The sequence below is a fragment of the Catenulispora pinisilvae genome (genome assembly GCF_015356865.1).
Taxonomy (GTDB): domain Bacteria; phylum Actinomycetota; class Actinomycetes; order Streptomycetales; family Catenulisporaceae; genus Catenulispora; species Catenulispora pinisilvae.
Window position 1 is genome coordinate 22860 of the sequence record NZ_JAAFZA010000046.1, and the last position, 16590, is coordinate 39449.

The window sequence follows — 16590 nt, forward strand, 5'->3', positions numbered from 1 at the left end:
GTCACACCGCCGCCGCGGTGACGCCCGAACCCGAGCCCGACCCCGCGGCACCCGTCGCCTCGGCGCGCTGCATCACCGGGCGCAGGACGCGCTCGGCCAGTGGGCCGAAGATCAGGGCGAGCGTGCCCCACAGGATGACCTGGTTGCAGATCGAGTAGAAGCGGAACGAGAACAGCACGTCTGCTGGGAAGCCCGGGTAGACGATGTTGCCCTTCGGGTCCGTCAGGGGTAGTGGCGTCTCGGTGGCGTGGTGTCCGTAGGCGTGGACGTTCGCCGAGAGTTCGCCGAGGCTGGGCAGGATCGCCATCACGATGCCGATCGCGGCCGCGAAGGCGAGCGCTGAGAGCAGGGTGGCGTTCCAGTTGCCGAAGCGGGGGGCCAGGCGGCGGCCCAGCCAGGTGGCGGCCAGGATGAAGGCCAGGGAGCAGACGACCATCGTCAGGTACAGGGCCGCGCGCGGTTTGATGGTTTCGGCGTGGCCGATGGCCGGCGGGTTGGCCGGGTACTTCAGGTAGGGGACCAGGTAGATGCCGGCCAGGCCGGCGCCGGCCACCAGCAGGGCCAGTACCTTGGGCTGGATCCGGCCGACGCGGCCCAGACACAGCAGGTAGACCACCGAGTACAGGGCGCCCATGGCCGCGCCGAAGCCGATCAGGCCGACGCCGATGCCGATGTTGCTCTGCACCGTGCGGCTGAAGATGTCCGGGCCGCCTGGGTCGATCGGCAGGCCGGCGGCCTTGTCCAGGACCGCCTGGGCGGCGTCGCGGCCGTTCTCGTAGGCGATCGCCTTGTCGATCACCGGCTCGGCGAAGATCCGGGCGAAGCAGAACGCGACCAGGCCGGCCAGCGCGCCGGCCAGCAGGCCGCGCGTGATGATTTGCTTTTCCATGAGGGCTCTGATTCCCCGCGCTCAGTGGCAGGGGAAGCCGAGCAGGTGGCGGGAGTCGTGCACGAACTCGTGGATGTGCATGTCGCTGCCGAACACCGACACCGCGCCCTGGTCCACGCCGATGAAGTAGTACGCCAGCAGCCCGAACAGCAGCGCGCCGCCGATCCACAGCCTGGCCTTGGTGGCGGAGACCACCAGCGGGGTGGGAACAGATGTCGGGGCAGGGGAAACGGGCATGGTGCTCACGATGAGCCCTCCTTCGGGATCCAGCGTCCCTGTTCGATGGAGCGGGTCGACCGGGGAGGGTCTGACTCACCCGTCACCTCGTCTGCCCGACGAGGGGAGGGCTCACAGTGGCGCGACCGTGCCGGAATCTCACCGGCTTCCTGTCCCAGTACCTTGCTTGGGCAGCGTAGGGCCGCCAGGGGCACCCGTCAAAGAGATGTCGATCACCGTCGCCCCACACTCCCCCTCAGACCCAGGGGTGACGCCGGCGGTGACGCGGGCCCCAGAACAGGCGATTCAGTACCTTGACGGGGGCGGGCATAGCGTGGAAGAACGCCGCCTGTTGGGCCTCGTCAGCGCCGTCGACGACCCATGGGACGTAGGCGGCGGCGCCCGACAGCTTCTGCTTACGGGCGATCGTCTTGCCGAAAGCGGCCCAGTCGTCCGGGCTCAGGACCTCCTGGATCAACGGCAACGCGGCGTCTTCCTCATGCTTCATATGGCCGCCGAGCGCCGCTTGGAGATCCCCGACGAGACCGGCGAGATCGGCGGGCCCGGCGAGATCGGCGCGACCAGCGAGATCCGCATGATCCGCGAGATCCGCAGAGCGCTGTTCCAAAGCGGCGTCCACGGCTTCGAGCAACGGGTCCAGGCGCGCGTGTTCGGCGGCCATGGCGGCCAAGATCTCAGCGGCCAGGATCTCGGCGGCGTCGGGACGGCCGACGCAGGCCGCTTCGACCCGAGGCCACAGCGCCTCGTCCTCGGCAGTGTGGTGGACATGCAGCTGCTGTTTGAAGTTGGCCCACCCGAGGCGGACGCCGACGCTGTCGGTGCGGCCCTCGGCGGCGGCCCGGCGCAGCCGCGCCAGATCGCGGCGGAAGGCGTCGTGGGTGACGTACATCAAGGTGAAGTCGATGCGGCCGGTCGATCGGCCGGCGGTGCCGGTACTGGTGCCGGGGTCGGTACTCATGGCAAGCCTCCGTCGTCATTGATACGAGACTCATAATACATGAGAGCTAGAAGTTATGAGATACGTATCAATTACGGAGGTCGGAGATCGGCCGAGGATTCCCCGGAAACCACAAGGTCCCACTCTGAGCAGCAGCTCGGAGCGGGACCTGAAGGGTCGATCAGGCGTTGGGACGCTTGCCGTGGTTCGCGCCCTTCTTCTTACGACCTCGCCTCTTGTTACCGCGCTTAGCCATCTCAGTCCTCCTTAACCGCCCGGAGTGCCCGGACGAGAACGTAAGTCTATGGTCCCGTTCAGGCCCGGATCGCCTCCTTGCGCGCCCGGTCCCGCACGCGCCGCGCGATCAGCTGCGTCGCCGACAGATTTCGTCCCGCACTCACGGTCAGCACCGGGGGCACGGTCTCCAGCCCGTGATAGAGCACCGCGACCAGCTGCAAGAAGCTCATCAAGCCCGCGAGGTCGACACCCAACGGCTCGGTCCTGGTCGGCACGTCCGCGTCGACCACCAACGGCCGGTCGAGCGCCGCCACGACGTCACACAACACAGCCAACTCCTCGGCCGCCACGGTCGCAACCGGGCGCGGATCGTAAGGACGGTCGGCGCGGAAGGGCAGCGACTGGAAGGTGTCGGCGACGCGGCCGGCGGATTCCGCGACCGCGGTGAGGAATTCGGGAGTCACCGTGCGGCCTCCTCCAGGACCGGAACGCCCGAGGCTTCCGCCCCACCGACCGCGCGCCGCAGGTACTCCCCCGTGTGTGATCCCTCCGTAGTCAGCAACCCGGCCGGATTCCCTTCGTACAGCACGTATCCGCCGTCGGCCCCCGCCTCCGGCCCGAGGTCGATCAGCCAGTCGGCGTGCCCGACCAGGTCCAGGTTGTGCTCGATCACGATCACCGTGGCGCCGTGTTCGTCGATCAGCCGGTCCAGGGCCGCCAGCAGCCGGTGCACATCGCTCATGTGCAGCCCGGTGGTGGGTTCGTCGAGGACGTAGACACCGCCCGGCTCCGACAGGTGCCCGGCCAGCTTCAGCCGCTGGCTCTCCCCACCGGACAGCGTGGTCAGCGGCTGGCCCAGGCGCAGGTAGTCCAGCCCGACGGTGGCCAGCGCGCCGAGGATCGAGGCCACCTTGCGATCGGCGGCGAAGAACTCGGCGGCCTCGGACACCGTCGATTCCAGCACGTCTCCGATCGACAGCCCGCGCAGCCGGTATCGCAGCACGTCTTCCGTGAAGCGGCGGCCGTGGCAGGCCACACACGTCGACGTGACCGTGTCCAGATACGCCAGGTCCTGCTCGATCACGCCGAGCCCGGCGCACTCCGGGCACGCCCCGGCCGAGTTCGCGCTGAACAACGCCGGATCGACGCCGTTCGCGGCGGCGAAAGCCTTGCGGATCCGGTCCTGCACACTGGTGTAAGTGGCGACGGTCGAGCGCCGGTTCGCCCCGGGCGCCGACTGGTCGACCGCGATCACCTGCGGGTGCTGGACCCGCAGCACGGCGTGGGCCAGCGAGGACTTGCCAGAGCCGGCCACGCCGGTGACGACGGTCAGCACACCGGTCGGGAAGTCGATGTCGAACCCGGTCAGGTTGTGCGCTCTGGCGTTGACGACCGGCAGCTTCCCGGTGGGTTCGCGTAGTGCGTGGTCCGGTTTCAATCGGACCGGCTCGTCGAGGAACCGGCCGGTCAGCGTCCCGGACCCGCGCAGGCCGGTGACGTCGCCGGTGTAGCCGATCTCGCCGCCGGCGGTCCCGGCGCCGGGCCCGAGGTCGATGACGTGATCCGCGGCGATGATGACGTCCCGGTCGTGCTCCACCACAAGCACGCTGTTCCCCTTGTCCCGCAAGGCCCGCAGCAGGTCGGTCATGCGGGACACGTCGCGCGGGTGCATCCCGATGCTCGGTTCGTCGAACACGTACAACAGGTCATTGAGACTCGACGCGAGCTGCCGCACCAGCTTCACCCGCTGCGCCTCGCCGCCGGACAGGCTCGCGGTGCGCCGGTCCAGGCTCAGGTATCCCAGACCGATGCCGACCAGGTCCTCCAGCCGTCCCCACAGTGCGTTCAGCAACGGCTCGATCGTGGGTTTCGAGATCCGCTCCAGCACGGTCACCAGTTCCGAGGCGGCCATGGCCGACAGATCCGCGATCGTGTGGCCGGCGACCCGGCTGGACAGAGCCAGCGGCGACAGGCGCGTGCCGTCGCAGTCCGGGCAGCGGGCGGTGGTCGTGAACGCCGCGATCAGTTTGCGGGTGCGGCCGCCGCGAGTCTCAGGGTCCTGGTCCAGATACAGCCGCCGGAACTTGGTGACCGCTCCTTCATACGAGGCGTTGTAGGCCTGGCCCTGGAACTCCATGGCCACGACCCCGTCGTCGGCGTAGAGCAGATCGTGCAGTTCGGTGTCGGAGTACTCGGCGACCGGCCGCGCGGAGTCCAACCGCCCCGAGCCGACGAGGATCTGCCAGTTCCGGCTGCCGACGGCGAAGACCTCGCAGAGCAGCGCTCCGTCGTCGAGCGAGCGGGAGCGGTCGAGGAACACGTCCAGGTCCACGACCGTCGCCTCGCCGAGCCCTTCGCACGCCGGGCACATCCCGGCCGGCATGTTGAACGAGAAGGCGTCCGCGTGCGGTACCAAGGGTTCCCCGGCGCGGCTGAACAGCAGGCGCAGCAACGGCGCGATGTCGGTGATGGTGCCGACCGTGGAGCGCGCGCCGCCGCGCAGCCGCCGCTGGTCGACCATGATGACCGCCGGGAGGTGTTCCACGGTGTCCACGGCCGGGCGGGACAGCGCCGGCAGGAAGCCGCGGACGAACGCCGGCAGCGTCTCGTTGAGTTGGCGCCTGGCCTCGACCGCGATGGTGTCGAACACCAGCGAGGACTTGCCCGAACCGGACACCCCGGTCACGGCGGTCAGGGCGCGCTTCGGGACCGCCACGTCGACGGCCCGCAGATTGTGTTCTCGGGCTCCTCGGACCTCGATCCATTCCGTCACGTTTCGCATGATTAAAGTTTATCTTTGAAGTGGATGTAGAGACTTTTGTGGTTGGTACCGCGCAGGTGAAGGCAAAAGCTTAAACTCCCGGGTTAAAGCCGCTACTACAAGGCCACGACCGAAAGGAGTGTTCCGCTGTGCGTCCGGTGGACTTGGCCCGCGCCGCAGGCGTGTCGACCCAGCAAGTACGCAACTTGGAGGCGGCCGGCGCGCTCCCGGCGGCGGAGCGGAGTGTGTCGGGGTACCGGCGTTACAACGAACGGCATCTGGCCGCGCTGCTTGCCTACACCGCTCTCGCACCGGGAGTCGGCGCCCCGGACGCGCGGGCGATTGTGGCGGCGGTCGGCGAGCTGCGGGTCAGCGATGCCACACAGCTGTTGGACGCGGCGCACGCGGCGTTGCATCACGGTCGGGCTTCGCTGGTGGAGATCGAGCGCACATTGGCGGCGGCTGTCGCACAAGAGCCCGCGGCCGACGCGCCGGACGGGCTTCGAGTGAGCGCGTTGGCCCGGCTGCTCGGCGTGCGCACCTCCGCGCTGCGGGTGTGGGAGGCGGCGGGATTGCTCGCCCCGGCCCGCGAACCCGTTACCGGATACCGCGTTTACAGCGCGCGAGACGTCCGCGACGCCCGCATCGTCCACACGCTGCGCCAGAGCCACTACCTCTTCGACCGCATCCAACCGATCATCGACGGCCTGCGGCGCACCGGCGGCTCGGAGGCCTTGCAGGAGGCGTTGGCCGATCGTCGGTTCTCGCTCAACCAGCGCTCGGCAGCGTTGTTGGAGGGTGCTTCGCGGTTGTGGAGCTACGTCGAGCTGATGCGCGAAACGGGCGCCTGAACTTGGACTTCACGGCCGCAGCCCGGCCAGTGTGACGGCCACCAACCGGTCCACCGCCGCCTTCGACGGCAGGCTGCCGGCACCGTTCAGCGCGTTCACGCAGTACACCGCTAGTTCGGGCGGCGGCACGTCGGTACGCACTTCGCCGCGAGCAGCGGCCTGGGCGATCAGTTCACTGACGAAGTGTTCCAAGTGCCGGTGCGCCTGCTCGACTCCGGCTGAACCGTGCAGGGAAGCCGCGAGGTCCGGGCTGTGGTGGTCGCCCCGGCCGCGGCGGTTCCGCTGCGCATAGGAACGAAGCACGACCGCCAGCCGGTCCGCGTCCGAGGCCATGGCCGCCGCCTCCATCAGCTCCGCCAGGTGTGTGACGACCTGCCGGTCGTGCCAGGCGGCCAGGATCGACGCGACGTCCGGGAAGTACTTGTAGAGCGTCGCGCGGCCGATGCCGCTGGCCTGGGCGATACCGGACATCGTGACGCCGGTCAGGCCGTGCTCGCCGACCTGGGCGGCGGTGGCGTCCAGGATCGCCTCGCGGACGGCGTCGCGGTGGTCGGCGAGGGTGTCGCTCCAGATCTTCGGCACGGTATCCATGCTATCCACTCTGTCGATGATCGAGACATAGTGCCATTTCCGGCGACAGTCTGTATTGACAGAGACAGTCTGTATCGAAAAACTGAAGACATGAATTCTCACTCGCCTTGGGACGTCGGCGAACCGCAGCCCGCGGTTCGAGCGCTGGTCGAGGCCGCAGAGTTCGCCGGCCGGGTGTTGGACGTGGGGTGCGGCTACGGGGAGAACGCGCTGCTCATAGCGGCCTCGGGGCTGCATGTGACAGGCCTCGATCACGACGACGAGGGATTACAGCGGGCCACGCGGCTGTCGCGGGAGCGATCGCTGGACGGCCGAACGAGGTTCATCCGGTTCGACGTCCGGAACCTGGCCGAACTCGGCGAGACCTTCGACACCGTCCTGGATTCGCTGGTGTTCCACGCTTTCAAGGGCCCGGCGCGCAAGGAGTACGTCGCGGGGCTGCGTTCGGTACTACGGCCAGGAGGACGGCTACACGTCCTCGGCTATAGCGACCTGCACGTGGGCCCGCCGAACCCGCCACACCAAGTCTCGCGCGCCGATCTCCGCGAGGCGTTCGCCGACGGCTGGACCGTGGACGGGATCCGCGAGGCGAGATGCCTGTCGAACCTGGCCCCCGACGGCGTCGCCGCATGGCTGGCCACCTGCACCCGCGATCAAGAGGAGTCCTGACCATGCCCACCGCCGAAGCCCACGTCACCACCGACCGCGCCGTCCGCTATCTGCGACAGCTCTGCTCCCACGCCTCGCGTCTGCGCCACGGCCCCGGCCATGGCCTGCGGCCGGGCCGCGGCCACGCCGGCCCGGGTGCCGAGGCCACGTCCGACACCACCGGCCGTATCACCCTGGGCACCGCCCGGTGCGAGCTGACCGCGGGTCCGACCGAGCTCATACTGCGCGCCGACGCCGCCGACGAGGAGCAGCTCAGGGCCCTGCAAGAGGCGTTGACCCGGACGCTGGAGCGGGTCGGGCGACGGGACGGTCTGACTGTGCTCTGGGAGTAGGCCCTGCTGCCGATCGCCAGGACGGCCATGCACAATGGCTGACCATGCAGGCTTATCGCGATCAGCACGGCATCCCCCACGCCCGCGCGGCGTCCGTCGAGGCGGCGTTCCGCGCCCAGGGCCACCTCGCGGCCTTGGACCGGGGCCTGCAAATGGAGTACGTCCGTCGCAAAGCCCTGGGAACGTGGGCGGAGGTCGTCGGATCGCGGGCGCTCACCGACGACATGTTCTCCCGGCGGGTCGGCCTCGCGGCGGCGGCCCGCCGTTCGTATGAAGGGCTGGCGGACGAGACGAAGGCGGTGTTCACCGCGTACGCCGAAGGGGTGAACGACGCGCTGGGCGGGAGTCTGGCCGGGTGCGACCTGCCGGAGCCGCCGCGCAAGTGGGAGCCCTGGCACAGTGTCGCGGTCTACCTCGGCCGGCACGTCGGTATGGGAAGCATGGCGCACAAGCTGTTCCGTACCGCGTTATTACCGGTGGCCCCGGCCGACGTGGTCTGGCGGGTGCGCTCCAACGCCCGGGAGGAGCTGATGGTGCTGCCGACCGGGGCCGTGGCACGGGTCGACACCGCGGGGCCGCCGCCGGGGCACGGCGAGAAGGTACGCGGCTGGCTCAACGGGCTCGCGGAGGTCGAGACCGTGGCCGCCTCGGCGGACCCGGCGGCCGGGAGCAACAACTGGGTGGTCTCCGGCGCGCACACCGCCTCGGGTCGTCCGCTGCTGGCCGGGGACCCGCACCGGCCGTTCGAGACGCCGGGCCCGTACTGGCAGAACCACGTGTCCTGCGACGCCTTCGACGCCATCGGCCTGTCGTTCCCCGGCGTCCCGGGCTTCCCGCACTTCGGCCACAACGCGCACGTGGCCTGGGGCATCACCCACGGGATGGCCGACGACCAGGACCTGTTCGTGGAGAACCTGGACCGGCTGGACACCCGCACCGAGCTGATCACGGTCCGGGACGCCGAGCCGGTGCGGATCACCGTGCACACCAGCGCGCGCGGCGGCGTGGTGGTCCAGGACGACACCGCGAACACCGGGCTGGCGCTGCGCTGGACCGGCACCGCCGAGCCGGACCGCACCCTGGACTGCCTGCTGCCGATGCTCAAGACCGCCTCGGTCGCAGAGCTCGACGACGTGATGCGCGGCTGGTCGGTGCCGGTGGACCACCTGATGATGGCCGACGTGCACGGCGCGATCGGCTACCGGCTGCGCGGCCGGGTCCCGAGCCGGGACCAGGCGAATTCGTGGGCCGCGGTACCGGGCTGGGACCCGGCGTACGCCTGGCGGGGCTGGGTGCCGTTCGACCAGATGCCGGCGGCCCGCGACCCCGAAGAGGGGCTGCTGGTCTCGGCGAACAACCGGCCGAGCGCCGACCCCACGCCGTATGTGGCGCACGACTTCGCCGGACCGGCGCGGGCCACGCGGATCTTGCAGCTGCTGCGCGAGGGCGTGGCGGCGCCGCAGGCCCTGGACCGGGCGGCGATGGAGCGGATCCACGCGGACGTGTCGTCGCTGACGGCGCGGGAGTTCGTGGCCTCGCTAGAGCACGTGAAGGCGGCGGAAGGCAGCCGAGTTTCACAGCTCCTTGAGTTGCTGCGGGGCTGGGACGGCACGATGGGCCTGGGCTCGGTCGCCGCCACCGTCTACACCGAGGCCCGCCGCGAGCTGCTGACCACCGTGCCGCTGCCCGGATCCGACGCCTCGCACGCCCGACTCCTGTCGCCCCAGCAGCGCACCGGCACGCTGTGGCTGTCGTTCCAGGCGCTGCTGGCCGGAGCCCGCGCCGGCGACGAGTCCATGTTCGGGGCCTGGTCGGACGCGGTCGGCCAGGCGCTGGACCGGGCGGCCGAACGGCTGACGGAGGAGATCGGCCCGGACCTGGCGGACTGGACCTGGGGCCGCCTGCACCAGTGCCGCTTCACCGCGCTGCTCCCCGGCGTCCCGGCGGTGGCCGGACGCCCGGTCCCCGGCGACAACGAGACCGTGCGCGCCGCCGGCCTGCACGGCATCGAGACCACCACCGCCAGCTCCGGCTCGGTCGCCCGCTACGTCTTCGACCTCGGCGACTGGGAGGCCAGCGGCTGGGTGGTGCCGGAGCAGACCGACGAGTGGTACGCCGCGCGGCTGGTGCCGATGCACTACGACTGGGCCGTGATCGAGTCGGCCGGGACGCCGATCGTGCTGGGGGCGGCGGCCGATCTGGAGGACGCGGCCCGGTAGCCGGATCGCGGGTGGTGGATCACAGAACCCGTATATCCCTATCCTGGCCCTTTCGCCGAAGTACGACGGGGGGGGCCAGGTGCGGACCGGCGACGACGTGGCAGAAGGCACGGCCGTGGAGTCCGCCGTGCTGGCCGCCTTCCCCGACATCGCCGTCTGTATAGCCGTGCCGATCAGGGGCGAGCGCTGCGACCTCCTGCTCACGCTGCGGGCCGATGCCGATCCGAACGCCGCGTGGGACGAAGTCGTCCGCGCCGTGGTGTCGGCGGCCGAGGTCCGGGTGGTCACCGACGAGGTCCGGGTGGTCGCCGACGAGTGGCTGGTCCGGGACTTCGGCGGACGCCTCGACGTCGAAGCGACCCGGCAGCGGCACCGTGACTTCCTGGCCGGGGCCTGGCTGCCGGGGCTCGGGCCGGGGTCGAGGCCGGAGCCGTTGCCCTCCCAACGGATTCGGGTGACGTTCGCCGGGGCCGAGTCCGGCCGTGCCGCCCTGACCTGGGGCCAGCGTGATATCTGGGCCACCATGATCCGACAGCGGAACTGGCTGCCGCAGGGCGGGCGTCGGCCGCTGGCTCCCGGGACGCGCGTCGAAGATGTCGCGGCGGAGCTGGCATATCTGCACAGCCGCTACCAGTCCATGCGGACCCGGCTCGTGTTCGACGGCGTCCACGATGACCCGGTCCATGATGACCCCGTCCACTATCACGCGTCGGGCAGCAAGGTCCGCCAGTCGGTGGCCTCGGCCGGTGCGACCTTCCTCGACGTCTACGACACCCCACCCGGTCAGGACCCTGACGCACTCGCCGCGCGCGTGGAAGCCGTCTACCGGCGCCGCCCGTACGACCTGCGCAGCGAGTGGCCGGTCCGGATGGCGGTAGTCCGAAGCGGCGGAGTGTGCCGGCATCTGGTCGTCCTCATGCACCACTTGGCCCTCGATGCCGGTGGTGCGGCAGTGATGATCCGCGAGGTCGCCGCCCGCGAAGGCCGGGAGCCCACAGGCATGCAGCCGTTGGAACAGGCGCGCTGGCAGGCGTCAGAAGCCGGGCTGCGGCACCAAGACAGAACACTGCGGTACTTCGCGAAGTCGTTGGACCGGCTGGCCGCCGGACCGCCGCCGGCACTGCGTCCCGGCCCGGACCGGCCGCGGCACTGGTCCGGACGCCTGGTCTCCCCCGCGCTCGCCGACGCGGTCGCGACGATCGCCGCCCGGCGCGCGGTGGACGAATCGGCCGTACTCACCGCGGTAACGGCGATCGCCTTCACCCGGTTGGCCGACACCGACCGCGTGCTGATCCGGCCCCGGGTCGGCAACCGCTTCCGGTCGGCGCTGGCCGACGTGGTCTGCTTCGCGGCCCAGAGCGGACTGCTGGTGCTGGAGCTGGGCGACACCACCTTCGATGAGGCATTGGACCGGGCGCGCGGCGCGTCGATGGCCGCGGTGAAGAACGCCTACTTCGCTCCCGAGGCGCTGACGGCGATGCTCGACCGGTTCGCCGCCGACCACGGTCGCGGGCCGGGGGTCGAGATGTTCTTCAACGACCGGCACGCCACCGAATCGGGGGTCGACTACACCACGACGGCCGCGCCGCGTCCGCGCGAACCGCGGCGGACGCGCGGCGGGTCGACGTCGACGTTCGGCTGGCTGGACCGCCGGCCGGACCAGGCCGAACCGCTGTCGGTGACGATAGACGACGCCGACGGTGCGCTCGCCGTGTCAGTGCACTTTGACACTTACGCCATCGCGTCGGAGGTGGCCGAGGAGCTGGCCTGGGGTGTCGAGCAGGCAGCGCTGGAGGCGGCGGCGGACGGTTCGGCGTCGACCGGTGTTCAGCTGCGATCAGGATTCTGACTGGTGAGCGCCGGGTAAGGATCGCACCGTCCCTTTTCCCCCGACAGCGCGCCCTGGAGGTGCCGCATGTCTCGTCGGTTGTCTTTGCGGAAACGTACCGCCGTGTTGCTCACCCTGGTGTTGGCGTTGGTGGGCGCCACCGCTGCCGCCGCCCGGCCGCGGCACGAGCTGAAGTTCGACGTCTCGTTCCCCGCCGCCACCCGCGCCACGCCCGCCGACGGCCGGGCGTTCGTGATCGTGTCCACCAACGCGGACTCCGATCCGCGCGAGCAGATCAACATCATCAACGGCGCGCCGTACTGGGGGAAGGACGTGAACGGGCTCAAGCCCGGGCGCTCGGTGACCCTGGATTCCGGTGCCTCGACCTACGGCTACCCGCTGTCCACACTGAACCAGCTGCCGCCAGGCCGGTACTACGTCCAGGCGTTCTTCACCGTCTACGACACCTTCCACCGCGGCGACGGCTCGACCGTCCAGATGCACATGCCCTGCGGCGACGGCCAGGACATGTTCAACTCGCCGCGGAACATGTACAGCACCCCGCAGTGGATCACCATCACCGGCGACCAGGACCGGCCGGTCAAGCTGGCGCTGGACCACGTCATCACGCCGGCCGACCCGATCCCGGCCGGCGGCACCTGCCAGCAGGGGAACCCGGCCGACAGCCAGCACGTGAAGCACATCAAGATCCTGAGCCCGGCGCTGACCAAGTTCTGGGGCACTCCGATCTACATCGGTGCCAACGTCCTGCTGCCGCAGGGCTACGACGACCCGAAGAACGCCAACGTGCACTACCCGGTCGAATACCACTTCGCGCACTTCACGGAGGCCGCGCCACACGGTTTCAAGGAGGACGGCAGCAACTCCTTCTCCCAGTTCTGGCTGAATCCGAGTTCGCCGAAGTTCATCAGCGTGGAGGTCCGCGAGGAGAACCCGTTCTATGACTCCTCCTACGTGGTCGACTCCCCCAACGTCGGCCCCTACGGCACCGCCACCACCAAGGAGCTGATCCCGGCGCTGGACGCGCAGTTCCGGACGATCGCCGCACCCTGGGCCCGCGTCACGGCCGGCGGCTCGACAGGCGGCTGGGAAGCGCTGGCCTCGCTGGTGTTCAACCCGGACGTGTTCGGCGGCACCTTCGCCGGCTACCCCGACCCGGTGGACTTCCACCGGCACCAGATCGTCGACATCTACGACGACGCCAACGCCTACAACACCCTGCGCCAGTTCGACTATCCGACGCAGCGCCCCGACGACCGCAACACCGCCGGCGACACCATCTACGACATGGCCCAGGAGAACCTGTGGGAACTGGCCCTGGGCGACCACGACCGCAGCGGCGGCGCGTGGGCGATCTGGGAGGCGGTGTACGGGCCGCAGGGCAAGGACGGCTACCCGGCGCTGGTCTGGGACAAGCGAACCGGCGCGATCGACCACACCGTGGCCGCGCAGTGGAAGCCGAAGGACCTGGACGCGAAGCTGGCCGCCCAGTGGTCCACGCTCGGCCCACAGCTGCAAGGCGAGATCCACATGTACGTCGGCGACACGGACACGTACTTCCTGAACGACGCCGTGGAGCTGCTCCAGCAGAACCTTGACTCGCAGACCACGCCGCCGGCCGACGCCACGTTCACCTACGGCCGCGAGAAGCAGCACGGATGGTCGCCGTACACGGACGCGCAGTGGTTCGGCGTATACGCGGCCTACATCGCTTCGAAGGCACCGACCGGGACGGACACCTCCGGCTGGCGCGGGAGTCCGACGACGGCCGCCGCGACGGCAGCCCCGACCGTGACGATCCCGGCCGTGACGACGACCGCGTCGAAGACGGCGGCCACGAACGAGGTGCGCGCGATGCTGCCGGCGTCGATGGACGGAGGCGTGATCGACCCGTCGGCGACGACGCGCGGACTGCCGCGGTGAGCTGACAGCCGGCAGGCGTGCCACTCGATCTCGGGCGGCACGTCTGCGGGTGTCGGTCAGTATGGTGATCGCCATGCCAGCCGAAGAACTCGACGAATCACTCACCAGCGAGACCTACGAGGCCATCGCCTCGGCGTGGAACTCGTGGGGGCGCCTCGACTCCGACGTGATCGCCCACCTGATCAACCCGGCGTTCCTAGGCGGACCGGCGTGGCCCGCCCTGCGCCAGGCCCACACGATCACCCGCCGCGACGACGCCCTGTTGGTGGCCAGCAGCGGCCTGGCCGACCCCACCGCGTGGGACGACGCGGAGCCGACCAACGGGTTCGGGATCGAGGTGTACGGCATCTCCCCCGATGTCCCGGTCGGGCTCGGCACGACTGATGTCGCCGTGTCCTGGCTGGGCGAACTGGTGCAGGCGGTGTCGAATCAGGTGGCGCACTTCGGGTTCCGGGTGCCCCAGATGCTCGACACCTACGGTCTGATCACCCTCGCCTTGCCCGGCTTGGAACTTCCCGACGCCGCCGGCGACTATCTCGATGACGACGATGCGCCGGTGGTGATGCTCGGGCTGACCGACGCGGAGGTACCCGCCTCCGTACCCGGCCCACTGTCACCCATCGGCCTGGTCAATGTGAAGCTGCTGACCGTCGCCGAGGGCCGCTTCTGCGTGAACAACACCATCGGCGACGAGAACGCCCGGGGCGAGTTGGCACGACGCTTCGCCGAGCAGGACCATCCGCTCTGGTCGAGCCTGAAGCGCCCTTCGGTCCTCTGACGGCCGGCGGCGACCGGGCCCCTCAACCCGGTCGCCGCCTGTTCATCAGGAATCAGATACACCTCACCAGGCGACGGTCACGTTTCCCGTCCCGGATGTCGGCACGGTGTACGTGTGGTTCGAACCGCTCTCCCACGTGACCGTCCCGTCCGAGTGCTTGATGAAGAACTTGAACTGGATGTTCGCCCCGGCCGGGACGCTGGCCAGGCTGAACCACGTCGGATAGTTCGGGTCGAGCATCGGGCCGATCGCGACCGAGGTGTCGGTGCTCCAGTTGCCGAGTTCGTCCTGGTCGCCGGCCAGATAGAGCTCGTCGCCCGGCTGGGTCGATGTGCCGGTGACGTTGAACGTCACCGGGACCTGAGTCCCGGTCTCCACGTGGTAGGAGATGGCGTTGCCCGCCACGCCGCCGGAGGACTTCAGCACCACCGAGGCCAGGCCCGGGGTGACGCCCGAGGGGATGGTGATGTCCGCCTCGCCGTTGGACCAGGAGTCGACGGTCGCCGGGACGCCGCCGACCGTGGCGGTGCCGGCGGCGGAGCCGAAGTCGGTGCCGGTCACGGCGACCACGTCGCCGCTGTGGCCGATGGTCGGGCCGATGTTGCCGACCTGCGGGGCGGACTGCGTCGGGGCGACGTAGGACCACACCGCGGCCTGGCCCGGGTTCAGGGTGTAGGAGCCGACGGGGTTGTTGCCGCCGGTGCCGGCGCCGACGGTCAGCGTGCCGCCGCCCAGGGCGCCGCCGAGCACGTCGTTGTAGCTGCCGGCGGGCAGGGCGGTGTTCAGGCTGGTCAGCGGGTAGCCGGCCGACGTGCTCTTGTTCACCGCGACCAGGACCGTGTCGTTGTAGAACTTGCGCTCGTAGACGTACACGTCGTTGTTGATCCAGCGCTGAGTCGAGGTGCCGTAGCGCAGCGCGGGGTTGCTCTTGCGCAACGCGGCCAGCTTCTGGATGTCGCCGAAGCTGCGGGTGTTCTCAGCGAACGAACTCATCATCGGCCGGTTGTAGGGGTCGCCGCCGACCTGGCCGAAGGAGTTGGTGGTGTCGTTGTGCAGGTACTGCTCGTCGCCGTAGTAGATGGACGGGATGCCAGGCACCGTCATGTCCACCACGGTCGCCTGGTCCAGCAGCGTGGTGTTGTTGTCGACCGACAAGAAGCGGTTCTCGTCCTGGCTGTCGACGAAGTCCACCAGGTCGTTGGACCAGTTGAAGGAGCTCTGCTGGCGGCTCAGTTCCGAGTCCAGCTCCGACATGTTCGCGTTGTTGGCGAACACGTCGCGGACCGCGGTGTTCAGGTCGAAGTTCTCCAGCGACTGGCCGTCGGTGTTGGCGAACTTCACCTCGTTCGGCCACAGCGGCGCGCTGCTCGGGTCGGCCCACTCGCCGTACATGAAGACGCTGTGCGAGCCCTCGATGTTGTCGACGTAGCTCTTGAGCCAGCCGCCGGGCATGTGCTTCACAGCGTCCATGCGGATGCCGTCCACGCCGTGCCCGAGCCAGGTGTTGACCGCGCCTTCCACGTAGTTCGTGACGGCCGGGTTCTCCTGCGCGAGGTCGGCCAGGTTGAACAGGTTCTGGTACTCGACGTCGTACAGGTTGTTGTAGTCCGCGACGCCGCCGTTGTGGTGGAAGTAGCCGTTCGGGTCGTTATCGTAGGTCGCGAGCGTGGTCCCGTTCTGCTTCAGCGCGCCGCCGGCGCCGTAGTTCGGGTTGCTCGTGTCCTCGGGGTTGGAGTCGTTGACCGCCCAGTCCATGATCACCTTGATGCCCTTGGCATGCGCCGCGGCGACCATGGCGTCGAAGTCCGCCCACTGCCCGAAGTGCGGCTCGGGGGTGTAGAAGTCCATTCCCCAGTAACCGTGATAGCCGGCGGTGGTGTTGCCGTTGCTGTCGGGGACCGGCACGTTGACGTTCTGCACCGGCGGCGAGATCCAGATCGCGCCCACGCCGAGGTCGGACAGGTACTGCATCTTGGCGGTGACCCCGGCGAAGTCGCCGCCCCAGTACTCCTGCCAGTTGTTGTGGGTGGGGTCGTTCAGGTTCGGCGCGGACGACGGGTTGTCGTTGCTGGTGTCGCCGTTGGAGAAGCGGTCGGTGAGCAGTTGGTAGATGACGTCGTTGGTCATGTCGCCAGTGCTGACCGGGGTGGAGCTCACCGCGGCGGTGGCGGTGGCGGCGGTTTTGGCGGACCGGACCGGGGCGGCCGAGCTGGGGGCCGCCGCGGCGGTCACCACGGTGGCCGCGGCCAGGCTCACGGCCGTGCCGGCCAACGCGAGTCTGCGGCGTCGTTGCATGGTTGCCTCTCCTATACGAATG

15 protein-coding genes and 1 riboswitch are annotated in these 16590 nt (G+C 69.6%); of the genes, 7 read left to right on the forward strand and 8 right to left on the reverse strand.

Features of this window, described 5'->3' with window-relative positions; genetic code table 11:
* Position 1: 1 nt before the first annotated feature.
* The 6 genes from IZR01_RS15290 to IZR01_RS15310 all read right to left on the reverse strand — a co-directional run bounded on the left by IZR01_RS15290 (position 2) and on the right by IZR01_RS15310 (position 5082).
* Positions 2-889 (reverse strand): CbtA family protein, encoded by an 888-nt coding sequence (locus tag IZR01_RS15290; protein WP_194924244.1) that lies wholly within the window; start codon positions 887-889, stop codon positions 2-4.
* 21 nt (positions 890-910) lie between these two features.
* Positions 911-1126: a CbtB domain-containing protein gene (locus tag IZR01_RS15295; RefSeq protein WP_194893052.1), complete on the reverse strand. Its 216-nt coding sequence runs from the start codon at positions 1124-1126 to the stop codon at positions 911-913.
* A gap of 45 nt (positions 1127-1171) precedes the next feature.
* A riboswitch (cobalamin riboswitch) is annotated at positions 1172-1330 on the reverse strand.
* A 31-nt stretch (positions 1331-1361) separates the two neighbouring features.
* Complete coding sequence (locus tag IZR01_RS15300) at positions 1362-2084, reverse strand: hemerythrin domain-containing protein (protein WP_194924245.1); 723 nt, start codon at positions 2082-2084, stop codon at positions 1362-1364.
* A 160-nt stretch (positions 2085-2244) separates the two neighbouring features.
* Entirely contained in the window at positions 2245-2319 is a 75-nt protein-coding gene (locus tag IZR01_RS54780) for a 50S ribosomal protein bL37 (protein ID WP_370343036.1), read from the reverse strand.
* 58 nt (positions 2320-2377) lie between these two features.
* Positions 2378-2764 (reverse strand): hypothetical protein, encoded by a 387-nt coding sequence (locus IZR01_RS15305; RefSeq protein WP_194924246.1) that lies wholly within the window; start codon positions 2762-2764, stop codon positions 2378-2380.
* Entirely contained in the window at positions 2761-5082 is a 2322-nt protein-coding gene (locus tag IZR01_RS15310) for an ATP-binding cassette domain-containing protein (RefSeq protein WP_194924247.1), read from the reverse strand. The genes IZR01_RS15305 and IZR01_RS15310 overlap by 4 nt, the downstream gene beginning before the upstream one ends.
* 128 nt (positions 5083-5210) lie before the next feature.
* On the opposite strand from IZR01_RS15310, the gene IZR01_RS15315 reads away from it, so the two are divergent.
* On the forward strand, positions 5211-5912 hold the full coding sequence (locus tag IZR01_RS15315) for a MerR family transcriptional regulator (protein ID WP_194924248.1): 702 nt from the start codon (positions 5211-5213) through the stop codon (positions 5910-5912).
* A gap of 9 nt (positions 5913-5921) precedes the next feature.
* Here IZR01_RS15315 and IZR01_RS15320 read toward each other — a convergent pair whose 3' ends face one another.
* Positions 5922-6503: a TetR/AcrR family transcriptional regulator gene (locus IZR01_RS15320; protein ID WP_228559537.1), complete on the reverse strand. Its 582-nt coding sequence runs from the start codon at positions 6501-6503 to the stop codon at positions 5922-5924.
* A 90-nt stretch (positions 6504-6593) separates the two neighbouring features.
* Between IZR01_RS15320 and IZR01_RS15325 the strand changes: the two genes are divergently transcribed.
* From IZR01_RS15325 to IZR01_RS15350, 6 genes are all read left to right on the forward strand, one after another.
* Positions 6594-7172 (forward strand): SAM-dependent methyltransferase, encoded by a 579-nt coding sequence (locus tag IZR01_RS15325; RefSeq protein ID WP_194893025.1) that lies wholly within the window; start codon positions 6594-6596, stop codon positions 7170-7172.
* Positions 7173-7174: 2 nt separating this feature from the next.
* Positions 7175-7504 (forward strand): DUF2218 domain-containing protein, encoded by a 330-nt coding sequence (locus IZR01_RS15330; RefSeq protein ID WP_194924249.1) that lies wholly within the window; start codon positions 7175-7177, stop codon positions 7502-7504.
* Between the two features lie 44 nt (positions 7505-7548).
* On the forward strand, positions 7549-9723 hold the full coding sequence (locus IZR01_RS15335) for a penicillin acylase family protein (protein WP_194924250.1): 2175 nt from the start codon (positions 7549-7551) through the stop codon (positions 9721-9723).
* Between the two features lie 97 nt (positions 9724-9820).
* Positions 9821-11572 (forward strand): amino acid adenylation domain-containing protein, encoded by a 1752-nt coding sequence (locus IZR01_RS15340; RefSeq protein WP_194924251.1) that lies wholly within the window; start codon positions 9821-9823, stop codon positions 11570-11572.
* Positions 11573-11674: 102 nt separating this feature from the next.
* Complete coding sequence (locus IZR01_RS15345; RefSeq protein WP_194924252.1) at positions 11675-13495, forward strand: alpha/beta hydrolase-fold protein; 1821 nt, start codon at positions 11675-11677, stop codon at positions 13493-13495.
* 73 nt (positions 13496-13568) lie between these two features.
* Complete coding sequence (locus tag IZR01_RS15350) at positions 13569-14273, forward strand: hypothetical protein (RefSeq protein WP_194893020.1); 705 nt, start codon at positions 13569-13571, stop codon at positions 14271-14273.
* Positions 14274-14336: 63 nt separating this feature from the next.
* Here the strand turns inward: IZR01_RS15350 and IZR01_RS15355 are convergent, their stop codons facing one another.
* A complete protein-coding gene (locus tag IZR01_RS15355; RefSeq protein WP_194924253.1) occupies positions 14337-16568 on the reverse strand; it encodes an alpha-amylase family glycosyl hydrolase in 2232 nt (743 codons plus the stop codon).
* Between the last annotated feature and the right edge of the window lie 22 nt (positions 16569-16590).

Excerpts from the sequence above, each read along its gene's own strand:
- IZR01_RS15325 (WP_194893025.1), top strand. The coding sequence starts at position 6,594 with ATGAATTCTCACTCGCCTTGGGACGTCGGCGAACCGCAGCCCGCGGTT.
- IZR01_RS15290 (WP_194924244.1), bottom strand. The coding sequence starts at position 889 with ATGGAAAAGCAAATCATCACGCGCGGCCTGCTGGCCGGCGCGCTGGCC.
- IZR01_RS15300 (WP_194924245.1), bottom strand. The coding sequence starts at position 2,084 with ATGAGTACCGACCCCGGCACCAGTACCGGCACCGCCGGCCGATCGACC.
- IZR01_RS15310 (WP_194924247.1), bottom strand. The coding sequence starts at position 5,082 with ATGCGAAACGTGACGGAATGGATCGAGGTCCGAGGAGCCCGAGAACAC.
- IZR01_RS15295 (WP_194893052.1), bottom strand. The coding sequence starts at position 1,126 with ATGCCCGTTTCCCCTGCCCCGACATCTGTTCCCACCCCGCTGGTGGTC.
- IZR01_RS15335 (WP_194924250.1), top strand. The coding sequence starts at position 7,549 with ATGCAGGCTTATCGCGATCAGCACGGCATCCCCCACGCCCGCGCGGCG.
- IZR01_RS15330 (WP_194924249.1), top strand. The coding sequence starts at position 7,175 with ATGCCCACCGCCGAAGCCCACGTCACCACCGACCGCGCCGTCCGCTAT.
- IZR01_RS15355 (WP_194924253.1), bottom strand. The coding sequence starts at position 16,568 with ATGCAACGACGCCGCAGACTCGCGTTGGCCGGCACGGCCGTGAGCCTG.
- IZR01_RS15320 (WP_228559537.1), bottom strand. The coding sequence starts at position 6,503 with ATGGATACCGTGCCGAAGATCTGGAGCGACACCCTCGCCGACCACCGC.
- IZR01_RS15350 (WP_194893020.1), top strand. The coding sequence starts at position 13,569 with ATGCCAGCCGAAGAACTCGACGAATCACTCACCAGCGAGACCTACGAG.